The organism is Streptomyces sp. NPDC056452, from assembly GCF_042796085.1.
Classification (GTDB): Bacteria; Actinomycetota; Actinomycetes; order Streptomycetales; family Streptomycetaceae; genus Streptomyces.
Genome location: NZ_JBHTRI010000037.1, coordinates 44812 through 60804 on the forward strand (window position 1 = coordinate 44812; position 15993 = coordinate 60804).

Annotated in this window: 20 protein-coding genes; 6 read left to right on the forward strand and 14 right to left on the reverse strand. The window is 70.2% G+C overall.

The features are described from left to right. Positions 1 to 3 precede the first annotated feature (3 nt). The 5 genes from ACFQ6X_RS29570 to ACFQ6X_RS29590 form a co-directional block, all read right to left on the reverse strand. Positions 4 to 576, reverse strand: a complete 573-nt coding sequence (locus tag ACFQ6X_RS29570) for a Clp protease N-terminal domain-containing protein (protein WP_383185859.1) — start codon at positions 574 to 576, stop codon at positions 4 to 6. Then, the gene (locus tag ACFQ6X_RS29575) at positions 576 to 785 is read right to left on the reverse strand and encodes a helix-turn-helix domain-containing protein (protein ID WP_329207492.1); all 210 of its coding nucleotides are present in this window, start codon (positions 783 to 785) and stop codon (positions 576 to 578) included. The genes ACFQ6X_RS29570 and ACFQ6X_RS29575 overlap by 1 nt, the downstream gene beginning before the upstream one ends. Positions 786 to 816: 31 nt before the next feature. Continuing rightward, positions 817 to 1362, reverse strand: a complete 546-nt coding sequence (locus tag ACFQ6X_RS29580) for a GNAT family N-acetyltransferase (RefSeq protein WP_383185861.1) — start codon at positions 1360 to 1362, stop codon at positions 817 to 819. Beyond that, positions 1359 to 2324, reverse strand: coding sequence for a zinc-binding dehydrogenase (locus ACFQ6X_RS29585; RefSeq protein ID WP_383185863.1), 966 nt, complete (start codon positions 2322 to 2324; stop codon positions 1359 to 1361). The genes ACFQ6X_RS29580 and ACFQ6X_RS29585 overlap by 4 nt, the downstream gene beginning before the upstream one ends. A 151-nt stretch (positions 2325 to 2475) precedes the next feature. Beyond that, positions 2476 to 3714 carry an NADP-dependent malic enzyme gene (locus ACFQ6X_RS29590; RefSeq protein ID WP_383185865.1) on the reverse strand — a complete coding sequence of 413 codons (1239 nt, stop codon included), beginning with the start codon at positions 3712 to 3714 and terminating at the stop codon, positions 2476 to 2478. A gap of 516 nt (positions 3715 to 4230) precedes the next feature. On the opposite strand from ACFQ6X_RS29590, the gene ACFQ6X_RS29595 reads away from it, so the two are divergent. The 3 genes from ACFQ6X_RS29595 to ACFQ6X_RS29605 are packed head-to-tail and all read left to right on the forward strand — an operon-like array spanning position 4231 to position 6958. Next, complete coding sequence (locus tag ACFQ6X_RS29595; protein WP_383185867.1) at positions 4231 to 5187, forward strand: ABC transporter substrate-binding protein; 957 nt, start codon at positions 4231 to 4233, stop codon at positions 5185 to 5187. Between the two features lie 45 nt (positions 5188 to 5232). Beyond that, a complete protein-coding gene (locus tag ACFQ6X_RS29600; RefSeq protein ID WP_383185869.1) occupies positions 5233 to 6192 on the forward strand; it encodes an amino acid ABC transporter permease in 960 nt (319 codons plus the stop codon). Position 6193: 1 nt separating this feature from the next. Next, positions 6194 to 6958, forward strand: coding sequence for an amino acid ABC transporter ATP-binding protein (locus ACFQ6X_RS29605; RefSeq protein WP_383185871.1), 765 nt, complete (start codon positions 6194 to 6196; stop codon positions 6956 to 6958). Positions 6959 to 7027: 69 nt separating this feature from the next. On the opposite strand, the gene ACFQ6X_RS29610 is transcribed toward ACFQ6X_RS29605, so the two are convergent. The 3 genes from ACFQ6X_RS29610 to ACFQ6X_RS29620 form a co-directional block, all read right to left on the reverse strand. Beyond that, the gene (locus ACFQ6X_RS29610) at positions 7028 to 7801 is read right to left on the reverse strand and encodes a hypothetical protein (protein WP_383185873.1); all 774 of its coding nucleotides are present in this window, start codon (positions 7799 to 7801) and stop codon (positions 7028 to 7030) included. Then, positions 7798 to 8286 (reverse strand): SigE family RNA polymerase sigma factor, encoded by a 489-nt coding sequence (locus ACFQ6X_RS29615; protein WP_383185875.1) that lies wholly within the window; start codon positions 8284 to 8286, stop codon positions 7798 to 7800. Before ACFQ6X_RS29615 ends, ACFQ6X_RS29610 begins: the two co-directional genes overlap by 4 nt. A 149-nt stretch (positions 8287 to 8435) precedes the next feature. Further along, positions 8436 to 9197 carry a class I SAM-dependent methyltransferase gene (locus ACFQ6X_RS29620; protein WP_383185877.1) on the reverse strand — a complete coding sequence of 254 codons (762 nt, stop codon included), beginning with the start codon at positions 9195 to 9197 and terminating at the stop codon, positions 8436 to 8438. Positions 9198 to 9285: 88 nt separating this feature from the next. Between ACFQ6X_RS29620 and ACFQ6X_RS29625 the strand changes: the two genes are divergently transcribed. Continuing rightward, positions 9286 to 9915, forward strand: coding sequence for a CGNR zinc finger domain-containing protein (locus ACFQ6X_RS29625; RefSeq protein ID WP_383185879.1), 630 nt, complete (start codon positions 9286 to 9288; stop codon positions 9913 to 9915). On the opposite strand, the gene sodX is transcribed toward ACFQ6X_RS29625, so the two are convergent. Further along, on the reverse strand, positions 9819 to 10256 hold the full coding sequence (sodX, locus tag ACFQ6X_RS29630; RefSeq protein WP_383185881.1) for a nickel-type superoxide dismutase maturation protease: 438 nt from the start codon (positions 10254 to 10256) through the stop codon (positions 9819 to 9821). The two genes, ACFQ6X_RS29625 and sodX, sit on opposite strands and share 97 nt — an antisense overlap. A 178-nt stretch (positions 10257 to 10434) precedes the next feature. On the opposite strand from sodX, the gene sodN reads away from it, so the two are divergent. Beyond that, on the forward strand, positions 10435 to 10830 hold the full coding sequence (sodN, locus tag ACFQ6X_RS29635; RefSeq protein ID WP_033298259.1) for a superoxide dismutase, Ni: 396 nt from the start codon (positions 10435 to 10437) through the stop codon (positions 10828 to 10830). 101 nt (positions 10831 to 10931) lie between these two features. Here sodN and ACFQ6X_RS29640 read toward each other — a convergent pair whose 3' ends face one another. From ACFQ6X_RS29640 to ACFQ6X_RS29660, 5 genes are all read right to left on the reverse strand, one after another. Continuing rightward, entirely contained in the window at positions 10932 to 11633 is a 702-nt protein-coding gene (locus ACFQ6X_RS29640) for an alpha/beta fold hydrolase (protein WP_383185883.1), read from the reverse strand. Between the two features lie 88 nt (positions 11634 to 11721). Then, positions 11722 to 12603: an NAD(P)H-binding protein gene (locus ACFQ6X_RS29645; protein ID WP_383185885.1), complete on the reverse strand. Its 882-nt coding sequence runs from the start codon at positions 12601 to 12603 to the stop codon at positions 11722 to 11724. Continuing rightward, a complete protein-coding gene (locus tag ACFQ6X_RS29650) occupies positions 12600 to 12953 on the reverse strand; it encodes a DUF952 domain-containing protein (RefSeq protein ID WP_383185887.1) in 354 nt (117 codons plus the stop codon). Before ACFQ6X_RS29650 ends, ACFQ6X_RS29645 begins: the two co-directional genes overlap by 4 nt. 9 nt (positions 12954 to 12962) lie before the next feature. Further along, positions 12963 to 13967 (reverse strand): NAD-dependent epimerase/dehydratase family protein, encoded by a 1005-nt coding sequence (locus tag ACFQ6X_RS29655; protein WP_383185889.1) that lies wholly within the window; start codon positions 13965 to 13967, stop codon positions 12963 to 12965. A gap of 75 nt (positions 13968 to 14042) precedes the next feature. After that, entirely contained in the window at positions 14043 to 14996 is a 954-nt protein-coding gene (locus ACFQ6X_RS29660) for a LysR substrate-binding domain-containing protein (protein WP_383185891.1), read from the reverse strand. Positions 14997 to 15252: 256 nt separating this feature from the next. Here ACFQ6X_RS29660 and snpA point away from each other — a divergent pair, with 256 nt between their 5' ends. After that, positions 15253 to 15933 carry a snapalysin gene (gene snpA / locus ACFQ6X_RS29665; RefSeq protein WP_383185892.1) on the forward strand — a complete coding sequence of 227 codons (681 nt, stop codon included), beginning with the start codon at positions 15253 to 15255 and terminating at the stop codon, positions 15931 to 15933. The last annotated feature ends 60 nt before the right edge of the window (positions 15934 to 15993 follow it).

Here is a 15993-nt window from a genome sequence, read left to right on the forward strand (position 1 = left end):
GGGTCAGCCCGCCTTGGCCCGGCCTTCCCCCTCGTCTCCGTACAGCGCACGCTCCACCGTGGCGTAGGTCGCGCCGTGTTCCGCGAGCACGTCGGCGACCACTCCGGGGCAGGCCGTCAGCGCCAGCAGGACGTGCTCCTCGCCGATGAATTTGTCGCCGCGTCCCAGGGCGACGCGCAGGGACTTCTCCAGGATGCCCTTCGCTCCCCCGGTGAACGGGCGCTGCGCCGACCACCACCGGCGGTTCCTGCGGTCACCCTCCAGGGCTCCCTCGCCATGGGCGCCCTCGACCCTGGCCACGATCTCGGTGACGTCGATGCCGAGGCCGGCCAGCGCCTCCGTATCGGCCTTGGTGAGGCCGCCTCGACGCCTGGCCTCGGCGAGAGCCGACTCCAGGGAGGAGCGTCGGTCGACAAGTCCGAGGGAGGCGACGGCGAAGGCCGCCCGGCTCCCTGTCCGGTCCAGCAGCGAGAGCAGCAGGTGTTCCTCGGTGACCGAGTCCGAGCCGGTCCGCTCGGCATGAACCACGGCGCCGGTCACCGTGGACCGGGCACCCTTGGTGAATCGCTCGAACATCAATGCCTCCCGTACTTCTTGTGCACGGCCTGCCGGCTGACACCCAGCTCGGCAGCGATTTCCTGCCACGACCAGCCCTGGGCGCGGGCACTTCTCACTTGCACGGCTTCGAGTTGCTCAAGCAGCCGCCGCAGCGCGGCGACGGCCCGCAACCCCACGCGCGGGTCGTGATCACCGGCGCGTGCGGCGAGATCCGTTGCTTCGGTCATGATGTCAACCTACATTGACACCTGGGCGACGTCAATCAAAGTTGACAGGGTCGGTGGCCAGCCGGGCGTGGCGCTCCACGTCGTACCGGACCTCGCCGTAGCGGAGCTTCCCCCGTTCGAGGCCCTCCACCGCGAAGCCGGCCCGCTCGGCCACCTTGCAGGAGGCCGGGTTGTTCGTCCGGTGCCCGAGTTCCAGCCGGTGGAGACCCAGGTCGTCGAAGGCCCAGCGGGCGAGCGCCCGTACGCCCGCGGCGGCAACACCCCCGCCACGCGCCCCCTCGACCGTCCAGTACGAGACCCAGCCGGTGTCGTGGACATGGTCCACCGCGGTCACGGCGACGCACCCGAGCACCACGTCGTCCCGGACGACGGCCCACGCGTACCCGGTGCCGGCCGCCCGCTCCTTCTCACGGCCGGCGATCCAGTCCAGCGCCTCGGCCGGGGAGGTGACCGGCCGGCCCGACTGGCGCGCCATCTCGGCCGGGGCGAACGCACGGAGGACGGCCGGGGCGTCGTACGGCTGCCAGGGGCGCAGCGACAGCCCCTCCCCGGCGCCCGGCCAGGCCCCTGTGGTCACGTGGTGGTCAGCACGATCTTCCCGAACTGATCTCCGGCGGCGAGCCGCTCGAACCCCTCACGGGCCCGGTCCAGCGGGAGGACCTCATCGATGACGGGACGTACGCCGGTGGCCGCGCAGAACGACAGCAGGTCCTCCAGCTCGTCCTTGGAGCCCATCGTCGAGCCGACCACCTTGAGCTCCAGGAAGAAGATCCGGGTCAGCTCCGCATGCGCGGGACGGTCGCCGCTGGTCGCACCCGAGATGACCAGGGTGCCGCCGGGACGGAGGGACTTCACCGAGTGGGACCAGGTCGCGGCGCCGACGGTCTCGATGACGGCGTCGACGCGCTGCGGCAGCCGGGCGCCGGGCTCGTACGCCTCGATAGCACCCAGCTCGACGGCCCGCTTGCGCCTGGCCTCGTCACGGCTGGTGGCGTACACCCTGAGCCCGGCGGCCCTGCCCAGCACGATGGCCGCGGTGGCCACACCGCCACCGGCCCCCTGGACGAGGACGGAGTCGCCGGGCCGGACGCCCGCGTTGGTGAAGAGCATCCGGTACGCGGTGAGCCAGGCGGTCGGCAGGCAGGCGGCCTCCTCGAAGGTGAGCTCCTTCGGCTTGGGCAGCACGTTCCAGCTCGGGACCGTGACCTGCTCGGCGAACGTCCCCTGGTAGCGCTCGGTGAGGATGGAGCGGGGTTCCCGGGGGCCGACCCCGTGCCCGGTCTGGCCGATCACCGAGTGCAGGACGACCTCGTTGCCGTCCTGGTCGATCCCGGCGGCGTCGCAGCCGAGGATCATCGGCAGCTTGTCCTCGGCGAGACCGACGCCCCGTAGGGACCAGAGATCGTGGTGGTTGAGGGAGGCGGCCCTGACGGAGACGGTGGTCCAGCCGGATCGCGCCTCGGGAGCGGGGCGTTCGCCCAGCTCAAGTCCGTTGAGGGGCTGGTCCCGGTCGATGCGTGCGGCGTAGGCGGCGAACATGGCCCCGACGATAGGCGGTGACGCGCCGTGACGTAACTGTCCGATGGTGTGACGCTCGCCCCAACAGACCCGCCCCAACAGGAACAGGGGCGGGTGGGGGAACAGACCCGCACAGCGGACCCGCTCCCCGACCCACCCCCGCCTCACCGCGTCAGCGGCGTGCCACGCCCTCGGCCCGCGCGGCCGCGGCCACGGCGGCCGTGACCGCCGGGGCGACCCGCTCGTCGAACGGCGAGGGGATCACGTAGTCCGCCGCCAGTTCGTCGCCGACGACGTCCGCCAGGGCGTTCGCCGCGGCGATCTTCATGCCCTCGGTGATCCGGGAGGCCCGGACCTGGAGCGCGCCCGCGAAGATGCCGGGGAACGCCAGCACGTTGTTGATCTGGTTCGGGTAGTCCGAACGCCCGGTCGCCACGACGGCCGCGTACTTGTGCGCGATGTCGGGGTGGACCTCGGGGTTCGGGTTCGCCATGGCGAAGACGAACGCGCCGGGTGCCATCGAGGCGACAGCCGGCTCGGGCACCGTACCGCCGGAGACCCCGATGAAGACGTCCGCGCCCGCGAGGGCCGTCTCCAGCGGACCGGAGAGGCCCGCCCTGTTCGTCAGTTCCGCCAGCTCGCGCTTGACGTCCGTGAGGTCGTCGCGGTCCCGGCTGACGATGCCCTTGCGGTCGGCGACGGCGACGTCACCGATGCCCGCCTCCAGCAGGAACTTCGCAATCGCCACTCCGGCCGCACCGGCGCCGGAGATGACGCCGCGCAGATCACCGAGGGTCCGCCCCGAGAGCTTCGCGGCGTTGCGCAGTGCCGCGAGCGTCACGACGGCCGTGCCGTGCTGGTCGTCGTGGAAGACCGGAATGTCCAGGCGCTCCTGGAGCTTGCGCTCGATCTCGAAGCACCTGGGGGCCGAGATGTCCTCCAGGTTGACCCCGCCGAAGGACGGCGCGAGGCGCACCACGGTCTCGATGATCTCGTCCGTGTCGGTGGTCGCGAGCGCGATCGGAACCGCGTCGACGCCGCCGAACTGCTTGAACAGGATCGCCTTGCCCTCCATCACCGGGAGGGATGCCTCGGGGCCGATGTCCCCGAGGCCGAGCACGGCGGTGCCGTCCGTCACGACGGCCACGACCTGCGACTTCCAGGTGTAGTCGTGGACGAGCTCGGGATTCTCGGCGATGGCGCTGCACACCTTGGCCACGCCGGGCGTGTACGCGAGGGACAGGTCGTCCTTGTCGCGGATGGGCACGGTGGCCTGCACGGCCATCTTCCCGCCGCGGTGGAGGGCGAAGGCCGGATCGAAGAGCTCGCCCGCACTGCTGATGTCGTTCGCACTGGCCGCACCGTGCGTCTTGCTGTCGTCGCTGCGAGGATTGACGATCTCCGCTGCCATTGTGTTGACCCCTTAAGTCTTCATCATTTGAGGGTGGCCACTCCTGGTTGAGGAGGGGTGGGCGGGCACCGCGTACGTTCCCGGCACTGAGCGGTTGGCCCGCTCCGCAGGGGGAGGTACGTACGCGCGGGCGCGCCGCACACGCGCCCTGGGCCCCGGATGAGGGGTGTAAAGGTCCTTCTTACCGGACAGGCCGTACCGCCGACGAGTCGTTACGCCCACGGTGACGTGACTCATAGTGGGACATACACACAAGTCGGCCACGTGCCATGAAACCCTCCCAGAGCAGGCTCAGGGCGGGAGATCCTCCGGCAGGAAGGATGGTTTCCAGCGAAAGGTTCGGCCTGGATGTGCCGACCCGCTGGGTTCGGGGGTGTCCCGTTACCCGATTTTGACATGCGATGCCCCCTAAATGGGCTAGTCCGAATGGCAAGATGCCGAAAACAAGCTGGCGAAACTCGAAGATGAGTACGCAGTCAGCTGGCAACTGCCCTCACCTGCCGGAGGACCCCGATCATGACCGCACGCACCACCCGCCGTAAGCCCACCGCCAAGTCCCGGATCGCCGCGGTGGGCACCATCGCGGTCGCTGGCACGCTGCTACTCACCGCCTGCGGTGACCAGACCGGCTCGGGCTCTGGCACCAAGGAGAGCGAGGGCACCAAGTCGTCCGCCGCCCCGCTGTTCGACAAGCTGCCGAAGAAGTACCAGGACGCCGGCGTCATCAAGGTCGGCACGGACGCCGCGTACGCGCCGATGGAGTACGAGGAGGGCGGCAAGATCGTCGGTATCGACCCCGACCTCGCCGCGGCCCTCGGCAAGGAGCTCGGCGTCGAGTTCAAGTTCACGAGTGGCACCTTCGACGGCCTGATCACGTCCCTGAACACGGGGCGCCAGGACGTCGTCATGTCCGCCATGAGCGACACCAAGGCGCGCCAGGAGGGCCTGGACGACACGGGCAAGAAGGCCGGCAAGGGCGTCGACTTCGTCGACTACTTCAGCTCGGGCGTCTCGCTGCTGGTCAAGAAGGGCAACCCGGAGGGCATCCAGTCCCTGGACGACCTGTGCGGCAAGAAGGTCGCCGTCCAGCGCGGCACGATCTACGAGGACACGTTCAAGGCGCAGGCCAAGAAGTGCGGCTCGAAGAAGCTTGAGATCTCGGCATTCGAGACCGACGCCGAGGCGCAGACCCGCGTCAAGATCGGCGGTGCGGTCGCCGACCTCAACGACTACCCGGTCGCCGCGCACATCGCGAAGACCGCGGGCGGCGGCAAGGACTTCGAGGTCGCCGGCGGCCAGACCGACGCGGGCCCGTTCGGTATCGCTGTCAACAAGGACAACACGGAGCTCCGTGACGCCCTCAAGGCGGCACTGGACGCGATCATCAAGAACGGCGAGTACGAGAAGGTCCTGGAGAAGTGGGACGTCAAGAACAGCGCCGTCACCGAGGCGACCATCAACGCCGGCAAGTAGATCCCGGCATCTTCGCCTCAAGCGTTTCACTGAAGGGCAGTCACCGTGACTGACAAGTTCGACAAGGCGCCGGCCGAGGAGCCCCCGGAGGGCTCGTCGGTCGCCAAGGCGGCAACCACTGCCGCCCCGCCCGAGCAGATCAAGGCCATCCCGGTTCGGCACTGGGGCCGCTGGGTCTCGGGCGTGATCGTCGTCGCCCTGCTGGGCTCGCTGATCTACGCCTTCTCACAGGGCAACGTCCGCTGGGACACGGTCGGAGACTTCATATTCGACGACCGGATCCTGGCCGGAATGGGTCGCACCCTGCTGATCACCGTGCTGTCGATGCTCATCGGCCTGGTGCTGGGAGTCATCGTCGCGGTCATGCGGCTCTCGAAGAACCCCGTCACAGGGGCGGTCGCCTGGCTGTACATCTGGTTCTTCCGCGGCACACCGGTCCTCGTGCAGCTGCTGCTGTGGTTCAACCTGGCCCTTGTTTTCGAGTACCTGAACCTCGGGCCGATCTACAAGGACCAGATGGTCGATGTCATGACCCCGTTCATGGTTGCCCTGCTTGGGCTCGGCCTGAACGAGGGTGCCTACATGGCCGAGATCGTCCGGGCCGGCATCCAGTCGGTCGACGAGGGCCAGACCGAGGCCTCGCACGCACTGGGCATGAACAACAGCAAGACCATGCGGCGAATCGTGCTGCCACAGGCCATGCGGGTGATCGTGCCGCCGACCGGCAACGAGTTCATCAACCTGCTCAAGACGTCCTCCCTGGTAGCCGTTGTGACGTATGTGGACCTGACACGTGCCGCGCAGAGCATCGGCTCGACGTCGTTCGCCGTGATGGAGATGCTGCTCGTGGCCTCCGTCTGGTACCTGGTCCTCACCAGCGTGTTCAGCGTCGGCCAGTACTACCTCGAGCGGCGCTACGCACGAGGTTCACTCCGCACGCTGCCGCCCACCCCATGGCAGAAGATCAAAAAGAACCTGCCCCTCACCAGCCCCAGGGGGGTGTGACATGACGACCCCCATGGTGAAGGCCGAGGGCGTACACAAGTCCTTCGGCACAGCCCACATTCTCAAGGGCATCGACCTCGAGGTCGCTCCACGTGAGGTGTTCTGCTTGGTCGGTCCGTCCGGCTCAGGCAAGTCCACGTTCCTGAGGTGCATCAACCACCTGGAGCAGATCTCCGCCGGCCGGCTGTCGGTCGACGGCCAGCTGGTGGGCTACCGGCAGAAGGGCGACAAGCTCTACGAGCTCAAGGACAGCGAAGTCGCGCTGCACCGCCGGGACATCGGCATGGTCTTCCAGCGCTTCAACCTGTTCCCGCACATGACGGCCCTCGAGAACGTCATGGAGGCGCCGATCCAGGTCAAGGGCGAGGCCAAGGCCGTTGCCCGTGCCCGTGCGGAGCGGCTCCTGGACCGGGTCGGCCTGTCCGACAAGGCCAAGAACTACCCGTCCCAGCTCTCCGGCGGACAGCAGCAGCGGGTGGCGATCGCCCGGGCCCTGGCCATGGAGCCGAAGCTGATGCTCTTCGACGAGCCGACTTCGGCGCTCGACCCGGAGCTGGTCGGCGACGTCCTGGACGTGATGCGCGGCCTGGCCGAGGACGGCATGACGATGATCGTCGTCACCCACGAGATGGGCTTCGCCCGTGAGGTCGGCGACGCGCTGGTCTTCATGGACGACGGCGTCGTCGTCGAATCGGGCCACCCGCGGGACGTCCTCACGAACCCGCAGCACGACCGCACCAAGTCGTTCCTGTCCAAGGTTCTGTAGAGCCTCGCTCCGCGAAGCAAGGGCGGTACGGGCCTCGCGCCCGTACCGCCCTTCCGCGTGTGTGCGCCCCTACTTCTGCGGCAGCACCTGCGGACTCAGCAGCAGCGTGCGCAGTTCCTCCCGGCTGAGCGGGGGGCTCGTGAGCAGCGGCCCCTGGGACCGGTCTCCGGTGTAGCCCGTGCTGGACCGGACGGCCAGCAGCGAGCCGTCCTTCAGCTCGAGCCGTCCGGTGAACTCCGGGCCCCACCGGGGCGTACCGCCGTCCCCGTACGCCATCGAATCGCTCCAGATCGTCAGCGCGCTGCCGTCCGGCAGCTTTTCGTGCACGCAGTCGGAGCGGGGCGAGTCCTGCCCCTGCGGCACGCAGAGGTCACCCCTGGGCGACCCCTTGAACTTCTTGGCCACCTGGGCGCGGTCCATGACCGACAGGGCGAGGTAGCCGACACCGCCGTCCCTGCGGACCGCGTACTGCCCGTCCAGTGGGCCCGCATACTCCTTGTCGTCCTGCTCGGCCGTCGCCTGCTTGATCAGGACGGCCAGTGAGACCTGCTCGATGTCCCCCACCCCGGGCGGGAGAAGCGCAGCGAGCCGCTGCGCCTTCTCCGTCCTTCCGGTCTGCGGCGCCGGCGCCGAAGCCACCGAGGACTGCTCCGCCTTCGTCCCGTCCGCGTACCCGGGCAGGGTGACCGCTCCGACCGCGACGACCGCGAGCGCGGCGGCCGACACGGCGGCGCGGCGCCTGAACCGGATCCTGGCGGCCCGCGCGTACACCGCCTCGGTGGAGACGTCCGGCCGGCCGGCACTCTCAGCGGCCCGTTCCAGCAGTTCGTGCACGTTGTTCATACGAGTTCCTCCGCCATTTCGGCGCGCAGCGCCGCCAACCCCCGAGCCGTGTGGCTCTTGACCGTGTTCTCCCGCATCCCGAGCAGCTCGGCCGTGGCCTCGACGCTCAGGTCGTCCCAGTAGCGCAGCACCAGTACGGCCCGCTGCCTGGCCGTGAGCCGGGCGAGTGCCGCCCGGACCATCAGGCCGGTGTCCGTGTCGGCCACAGCGCCCGCACGGTCGGGCAGCTCCCCGTACGCCTGCTCGCGCCGCCAGAACCGGCGGCGGCTCGCGATGAAGGTGTTGACCAGGGTCTTGCGTGCGTACGCCTCGATGTTGTCGAGCCGCCCGTGACGCCTCCCACCGAGGACGACCTTCACGAGCGTCGTCTGGACCAGGTCCTCGGCCTCGTGCCGGTCGCCGCACAGCAGGTAGGCGCTGCGGAACAGAGCGGTGCGTCGGTCCTCGACGAAGGCGTACAGCGCGGCGTCGTCATCGATCCGCATCGTCGGCGCCCCCTCTCCCGGTCCGCGGGCGCGGACCGTCTCACCCTTCCAGTGCGCCGGGGCGGGCGGCAGGTTGCAGCGACGGCCGGACGCGGAAGAGGGGCGGCCGCGGCCGCCCCTCTTCCTCTGCTGGTACTGCTTCTGCCGTTCTACTTCACCGCGAGCACCAGGGTGTCCGACGGTGAGGACCAGACCGCGCGCGCCTCCCCGAAACCGGCTTCGCGCAGCGTGCGGGCGTGCCACCGGGCGGAGGGCATGTCGCCGTCCGCGTGCTCGCCGTAGATCGTGAAGCGCTCCGCGGTCGGTCCCGCGAGGACCGGGTCCTTGGCGGCGAGGGCCCACCACTCCGCCCAGTCGAGTGCGCCTCCGGCCCGGGCCCGGTCCATCGCGGCGTGCCGGTGGGCGCGTTCGGCGGCGTTGATCCGCGGGGTGTCGGTGTCGATCATGTGGTCGGCATTCATGAACACGCCTCCCTCCCTGACCAGTTGCCCGACCTGCCCGTACAGCGCGGCGAGCGGCTCGCTGTGCAGCCAGTGCAGGGCCGTGGCCGTGAGGACGGCGTCGTACGAGGTGTGCGGGAGCCGCTCGGTCCAGCGGGGGTCCTTGAGGTCGGCGGTGACGAAGGTGACCCGCTCGTCGCCGTCGAAGGTGCCGCGGGCGATGGCGAGCAGCGCGGGGTCGAGGTCGACACCGGTGCTGGTGGCCTTCGGGAACCGCTTGAGGAGCCGGTCCGTAATACTTCCCGTACCGCACGCCAGGTCGAGCACTCTCGGTTCGGGCCCCACGACGGCCTCGACCATGTCCAGCATGACCCGGAACCGCTCCTCGCGGTCCGGCATGTACCACTCCTGCTGCCGGTCCCAGCTCTCCTGCCAGGACTGCCAGTCGGTGCCCGTCGCCGTCTCCGTCACACGAACCTCCACGTAATACCCAATGATCGTGTCCACCCATTACACTGGCCGACACATCGACCATAGACCGACGCCGTAAGGACTACAAGTGGAACTGGCCTATTACTCGGACTACGCCGTGCGTCTGGTCAACACCGAGGAGCCGGCCCGCAACAAGGACTCCCTCACCACCGTCGAGTCCGTCCGCGACCTCTTCGGCGCCAACGCCCAGGCCGCCCGCCGCGCCACCGACGCGGACGTGACCCGTTTCCGCTCGGTACGGGCGCGGCTGCGCGCGGTCTTCGAGGCGGCGGACGGCGGCGACGAGACCCTGGCGGTGGACCTGCTCAACTCACTGCTGCTTGAGTTCCCGGTGAGCCCGCAGATCTCCGGCCACGACATCCGCGACGAGGACGACAAGCCGGACTGGCACATGCACCTGGCCGACCACCCGTCGAACGCCACGGCCGGCTTCGCCGCCATCGCGGCGATGGGCCTCGCCTTCCACCTCACCTCGCACGGCGTGGACCGGCTGGGCCTGTGCGAGGCAGCGCCGTGCCGCAACGCCTACCTCGACACCTCCACCAACCGTTCGCGGCGCTACTGCTCCGACCGCTGTGCGACCCGGGCCAACGTGGCGGCCTACCGGGCCCGCAAGCGCCTGGAGACGGAACGGTCCGAGGAGACCGGCCGCAGCGCGGACACCGCCCAGCCCAGCACACCGAACACGGACCGCTGATCCTTCTTCAGCGGCCGGTAACGGGCCCGCACCCGGGCAAGTACGAGCTCCTCGGGCACCGTTCCGTAGTCCGTGCTGTCCCCGCCCGCGAACGAGTTGTCACCCAGCACCCACCAGCCCGTGCCGCGGCGCTCGGCCGCCCGCTTCACGACCAGCAGGTCCTGCTGGAAGGGGTGACGCAGGATCACCACGTCCCCCGGGCGCACCGGCGCCCCGTGCTGCACCAGCAGCCAGTCCCCGTGGTAGAGGGTGGGCACCATCGAGGGCCCCGTCACCTCCACCACCTGGAACGAGCCCCGCGCCGCCCGCCCGTTTCCCGGATCCTGCGTCAGTTCCGGCATCTGTGGCACCTCCCGGTCCGTCCTCCAGTACACCGCCGCGCACCGCTCCGTACATTCGGCCACTGGTCCCATCGTCACCCTGGACTTTTGACCTAAGCCCATGGGGGCAGCCGCAAAAACCCGCCCCCCACGGAGTAATGTCCCACCTGAGAAGACGATCACGAGGAAGGACAGCTCCATGCTTTCCCGCCTGTTTGCCCCCAAGGTGAAGGTCAGCGCCCACTGCGACCTGCCCTGCGGTGTGTACGACCCGGCCCAGGCCCGCATCGAGGCGGAGTCCGTCAAGGCCGTCCAGGAGAAGTACCAGGCCAATGAGGACGCGGACTTCCGCACGCGCGCCGTTCTGATCAAGGAACAGCGCGCCGAGCTCGCGAAGCACCACGTCTCGGTGCTCTGGAGCGACTACTTCAAGCCCCCGCACTTCGAGAAGTACCCGGAGCTGCACCAGCTGGTCAACGACACCCTGAAGGCGCTCTCCGCGGCCAAGGGCTCGAACGACCCGGCCACGGGCCAGAAGGCTCTGGACCTGATCGCCCAGATCGACAAGATCTTCTGGGAGACCAAGAAGGCTTGATCTGCGGTCTTCGGATCAGCAGGACCGGTGTGTCCGCACCCGGTCCGCGCGGCTTCCCGTCCGGGAGGCCCTGCGGACCGGGTGCGGGCGTTTCCGGGAGATCAGGCCTCCGCGGCCGCACGGTGGAGGATCCGCGCCAGCTCACGCGGCTCGGAGAACATCGGCCAGTGCCCGGTGTCCATCTCGACCAGTTCCCAGCGTTTGCCGGTCAGCAGCGCGGCCACGTCGTCGTTCGGCTCGGGCCCGTCGAGCAGGCACTTGATGTACGTCGCGGAAAGCTCGCCGAGGGGCCTTTCCAGCACGGCCCGCTCGGTGAGCGTGGCGCCCGGGTGCGGTGTGGAGCCGCTCACGAAGCGTCGGATCTGCTCGTCGGTGAGCCCCTGGCCGTCGCAGTCGTCGGCGGTCAGCGGTGCCCAGAAACCGCCGTTCGCCTCGATCGCGGCTTCCAGGACCCCGCTCCCCTGCCACCAGACCGAGGCGAACGACTCGCCCTGCGCCGGGATGTTGGAGTCGACGAAGACCACCCGGGCCAGCCGGTCGCCGATCCGCTCGGCGGCCTGCCCCACCGGGATGCCCGCGTAGCTGTGGCCGACAAGGACGACATCGCGCAGATCGAGGCGTTCCACCTCGTCGACGATGTCCCTGACATGGGTCTGCTGCCCGGCCGGCAGGCCCTGCCTTTCTCCGAGGCCGGAGAGGGTCAACGCGTGGACGCCGTGGCCGACGGCGCGCAGCTCCGGGACCACCTCGTCCCACGCCCACGCTCCGAGCCATGCTCCCGCCACCAGTACGAAGTTCGCCATGGCGTCAACGTAACGCGTGGGTCTGACATCCCGCCCCGTCTGCCGGTCTGCCCGCCTGCCCCTCTGCCCCTCTGCCCCTCTGCCCGGGTCAGGCTCCGGGGAGAAGGTGGCGGTAGCTTTCCGGGTTCTCCCGGAGGTAGGTGGCCAGGCTCTTGGCCGGGTGCCCCGTGAGGGTGGGGACGGCGTCCGAGAGCGCGGCCATCTCGCCGGCCGCGATGGCCTCGTACGACGTGACCCAGCCGGCCACTTCCCAGTCCTCGGCCCCGTAGTGCGCGCGCGAGACGTAAGCCTCCTCCCTGGTCTCAGGGACGTAGCGGATGGTGCGGCCCGTGCAGCGGCTCAACTCCTGGGCCGCCTCGGCGAGGGTGAAGGCCTCCGGGCCCGTGAGGTCGTACGTCGCACCGTCGTGGCCGACTCCCTCGTCCAGCAGGACGGCTGACGCGGCGTCCGCGATGTCCTCGTGCGCCACGGCCGACACCCGGCCCTCTCCGGCCGGACCGCGCAGGATCCCGTCGGTTCCCGTCATCGCGGGAAGTGCCGCCAGGTACCAGCTGTCGCGCAGGAAGGTGTACCGCACCCCGGTCATCCGGATGTGCGCCTCGGTGTGCCAGTGGTCGCGGCCGAAGGTGAACGTCGCGGCGGGCGCGGCGGCGAGGAAGGACACGTACACGATGCGCTCGACCCCTACGGCCACGGCCGCGTCGACGGCCGTGATGTGCTCGCCGACCCGGTCGGGTCCCTCGTGGGCGGAGACGAGGAACAGCGTGTGCGCACCGTCCAGCGCGCGGCGCATGGCCTCGCCGTCACCGTACGGGGCGGGCGGCGCGAGGACCGCACCCGGCAGCCGGGGCAGCCGTGCCGGATCGCGTCCGAGCAGCCGTACGGGGCCGCCGGTACGGGCGAGCCGCTCGGCGACCCGGCCACCCACCGCTCCGCTCGCCCCGGTCACCGCGATGAGGGGGCCGATCACAGCGCCTCGCCCTCCTTCTGTGCCGCGGTGCGGGTCCACGGGCGTACCTCCACGACCGCGGACACCGGGATCGGTCCGTAGATGTGCGGGAACTCCTCACCGCCGGGCTTCATGGCCTCGTAGCGCACGGGGACTCGGAGCCGGTCCGGGTCGATGACCAGCACCACCAGGTCCCGGTCGTCAAAGCCGTACAGCATCCGCGCGACACCGGGCAGTTGGTGCGGCAGTGAGCAGTGGATGAAGCCCTCTTCACGCAGGGTGCGGCCGCGGGTGGACATCTCGTACGTCCCGGTCCCGCGGGCCGCCTGCCACAGGGGTTCTTCGGCGAGGTGCAGCAACTGTTCGGTCATCGGGCCACGCTAAGGGCTGTCGGTTGCCGCCAGAAGCTTCGCCTCGGTCCGCGCGTCGAGCCCGACCGGGGGCCTGTCCGGCCGCTGAGGGGCCTTGCCGCCCCGCTCGCGCATCCACTCCCAGGTGTCCGCCACCGTGTCGCCCACGGGTCTGCACCGCAGCCCGGCGGCATGGGCCTTGGCTACGTCGCCCTGGTGCAAGGAGTCGTAGAGCTCGCCGGCGGGCAGCCAGACCGGCAGGTCGCTCCAGGGTTCGACTCCCGCGGCGAGGAGCACGTCCGGGTCGGTCCAGCGCAGTTCGGCTTGCGAGCCGGTGACCCGGACACAGGTGTCGAGCAGCTCGCCCATCGTGGTGTGACCGGGCCGGCTGACCGTGTTGTACGCGCCGCCCAGGCCGCTCGCCGCGGCGTCCAGGATCCAGTTCGCCAGGTCGCGGGCGTCGATGTACTGGAGAGCGGCGTCCCGTGGCCCGGGGGCGATGACGGGGCCGCCGCGGGCGGTCCTCTCCAGCCACCACGGCAGCCGGCCCACGTTCTCGCCGGGACCGAGGATCAGGCCGGCACGGGCCAGCAGCGCCCGGTCGCCGAAGGCGTCGAGCGCCGCGAGTTCACCGCCGCGCTTGGCCAGGGCGTACGGGACGTCGGCGCCCGCGTCGGGAGAGGCGCCGGCGACCAGCGGGCCGTCCTCGGGCAGCCCGGCCGGGGTGGGGTAGGCGTACACGGAACGGCTGGAGACATAGGTGTAGTGCCCGGTCCGTCCGGCCAGCAGACGGGCCGCGTCCCGTACGGCGCAGGGGGCGCCGCTCCAGGTGTCGACGGTCAGGTCCCAGGCGCCTTCGGCGAGGGAGGCGAGGCCGTCCTCGCCCGTCGTGCGGTCGCCGGTCAGTACCCGCACACCCGGCGGTGCCGCATGGCGGCCGCGGTGGAACACCGTGACCTGCCAGCCGCGGGTGAGCGCCGCGTCGGTCACGGCCCGGCCGACGAATTCGGTGCCGCCCAGCATCAGGATCTTCATGGGATGACCTTGCCCGTCGTGACGCCTGCGGGAAACGGTGCCTCGCTGTCGGCAGAACGGGGAACTCCGCGCGGTTCAGGGCGTATGCGCGAGCGGACTTCGGTTGCGCAGCAGCCACTGGTGGTAGCCCGCCGCCCGCTGGGCAGCTTCGCGGTACGCCGCTTCCAGTTCCCCGTACACCACGTCCGTGTCGGCGCCCGGCCGGGAGACCAGCATCAGCCGCACGGCCAGCGGATCGCCGCGCAGGGGCCGGATCGCCATGTCGTCGCGCGGGCCCGAGGTGGGCTGGCAGGGAGCGACCGCCTCGCCGAGTACGACCAGGGAGGCCGCCGTGAGGTAGTCGCCGTGCAGGACGGGCGGGTCGAGGCCGGCGGCGCCGAGCACCCGGCGTACGCCGTCCCATTCGCCGTCCACCGACGGGTCGACCATCCAGCGATCGGCTGCCAGGTCACTGAGCTCCACCACGGAGCTGCCCGCCGCGGGATGGTCGCGGGACAGCGAGATGAACTGCGGTTCCCGGTCCAGGAGTACGCGCCGGTCCAGGCCCTCCGGAACGTCCAGCGGGAAGCCCTCCACCTCGTGGACGAACGCGACGTCGAGGCGGCCCGCCGCGACCGTGCGCAGCAGCGTCCGGGCGGAGACGTCCACGCGCAGCGAGATGTCCGTGCCGGGCAGCCGCACCCGCAGTCTGCGCAACCACCCGCCGATCACCCGGCTCGCGGTGGATCCGATGCGGAGCCGCGGGCCTTCCGCGCGGGCCGCCTCGGCCTCTGCCAGGGCGGCTCCGACCAGGGCGGTCATGCCGTCGACCAGGGGGCGGGCCCTGCTGAGGACGGCGCGTCCGAGCAGGGTCGGCCGGCAGCCGGTCCTCTCCCGCCGGAAGAGTTCCGCCCCCAGGGACTTCTCGATGCGCTGCAGCTGGGTGGTCAGGGAGGGCTGGCTCACGCCGAGCCGTCGGGCCGCTTGGTGCAGGCTGCCCGTGTCGGCGATGGCGCAGAGCGCCTTGAGGTGTCTCACCTCGAGCTCCATGGCGAGGAGCGTATGGCTGTCCGTACACGGTGCACCAGACGGCTCAACCCCACTAAACAGCCGCAATTCAGGGAGTGTTGGGGCGCTGTGTATGTGCGGTTGCTGTGCTGGTGCTGTGGGGGCGATAGGGCGGCACTATCGCCGGTTGACATCATCCGCTGCGGCCCGGCCGCGCAACACACTCTCTCCGTACCCCCCACCCGTTCCCTGTCCGGCCCACCGGACAGGGTTCATCGGACAGGTAGGAGAACCCCCCATGAGACACCCCAGGACAGCCATCATGTCGGTTGTGGCCGGTCTCGGCCTCACCCTCGCCGCCGCACTGGGCACCACGCCCGCGGTCGCCGCGGCCCCGGCCCCTGTCGCTCCCTCCACCTCCGTCACGACCGCTCAGGCCGGCTACGCCGCGTACGCCGGTTCCAGCGAGAACGCCGCAGCGAACAAGGCCTTCTTCGACGCCGTCATGAAGTCGGTCGCCGAGAAGCGCGCCGCCAAGCCGGGCGCCCTGGCCGTCACCGTGATCTACAGCACCGCCAACGCCCCCAGCTTCCGCAGCCAGATAGCGAGCAGCACCAGCATCTGGAACAGCTCGGTCAGCAACGTCAGGCTGCAGGAGGGCTCCAACGCCGACTTCAGCTACTACGAGGGCAACGACTCACGGGGCTCGTACGCGAGCACCGACGGGCACGGCAGCGGCTACATCTTCCTCGACTACGCCCAGAACCAGCAGTACAACTCGACCCGTGTGACCGCTCACGAGACCGGGCACGTGCTCGGGCTTCCGGACCACTACACCGGCCCGTGCAGTGAGCTCATGTCGGGCGGTGGCCCCGGCACGTCCTGCACGAACGCCTACCCGAACGCGACCGAGCGCTCGCGGGTGAACACCCTGTGGCAGAACGGCTTCGCGGCGGCGCTCGCCCGCACCGCCTCCTGACACCGCCGGATCCAATTGCCGTAGGGGCCGCTCCGGAGCGGCCCCTACGCGCATGCCGGG

What these genes read in the sequence shown, in the direction of transcription:
- ACFQ6X_RS29570 (WP_383185859.1), bottom strand. Translation starts at nt 576, where the DNA reads ATGTTCGAGCGATTCACCAAGGGTGCCCGGTCCACGGTGACCGGCGCC.
- ACFQ6X_RS29575 (WP_329207492.1), bottom strand. Translation starts at nt 785, where the DNA reads ATGACCGAAGCAACGGATCTCGCCGCACGCGCCGGTGATCACGACCCG.
- ACFQ6X_RS29585 (WP_383185863.1), bottom strand. Translation starts at nt 2,324, where the DNA reads ATGTTCGCCGCCTACGCCGCACGCATCGACCGGGACCAGCCCCTCAAC.
- ACFQ6X_RS29590 (WP_383185865.1), bottom strand. Translation starts at nt 3,714, where the DNA reads ATGGCAGCGGAGATCGTCAATCCTCGCAGCGACGACAGCAAGACGCAC.
- ACFQ6X_RS29595 (WP_383185867.1), top strand. Translation starts at nt 4,231, where the DNA reads ATGACCGCACGCACCACCCGCCGTAAGCCCACCGCCAAGTCCCGGATC.
- ACFQ6X_RS29605 (WP_383185871.1), top strand. Translation starts at nt 6,194, where the DNA reads ATGACGACCCCCATGGTGAAGGCCGAGGGCGTACACAAGTCCTTCGGC.
- ACFQ6X_RS29610 (WP_383185873.1), bottom strand. Translation starts at nt 7,801, where the DNA reads ATGAACAACGTGCACGAACTGCTGGAACGGGCCGCTGAGAGTGCCGGC.
- ACFQ6X_RS29615 (WP_383185875.1), bottom strand. Translation starts at nt 8,286, where the DNA reads ATGCGGATCGATGACGACGCCGCGCTGTACGCCTTCGTCGAGGACCGA.
- sodX (WP_383185881.1), bottom strand. Translation starts at nt 10,256, where the DNA reads ATGCCGGAACTGACGCAGGATCCGGGAAACGGGCGGGCGGCGCGGGGC.
- sodN (WP_033298259.1), top strand. Translation starts at nt 10,435, where the DNA reads ATGCTTTCCCGCCTGTTTGCCCCCAAGGTGAAGGTCAGCGCCCACTGC.
- ACFQ6X_RS29640 (WP_383185883.1), bottom strand. Translation starts at nt 11,633, where the DNA reads ATGGCGAACTTCGTACTGGTGGCGGGAGCATGGCTCGGAGCGTGGGCG.
- ACFQ6X_RS29650 (WP_383185887.1), bottom strand. Translation starts at nt 12,953, where the DNA reads ATGACCGAACAGTTGCTGCACCTCGCCGAAGAACCCCTGTGGCAGGCG.
- ACFQ6X_RS29655 (WP_383185889.1), bottom strand. Translation starts at nt 13,967, where the DNA reads ATGAAGATCCTGATGCTGGGCGGCACCGAATTCGTCGGCCGGGCCGTG.
- ACFQ6X_RS29660 (WP_383185891.1), bottom strand. Translation starts at nt 14,996, where the DNA reads ATGGAGCTCGAGGTGAGACACCTCAAGGCGCTCTGCGCCATCGCCGAC.
- snpA (WP_383185892.1), top strand. Translation starts at nt 15,253, where the DNA reads ATGAGACACCCCAGGACAGCCATCATGTCGGTTGTGGCCGGTCTCGGC.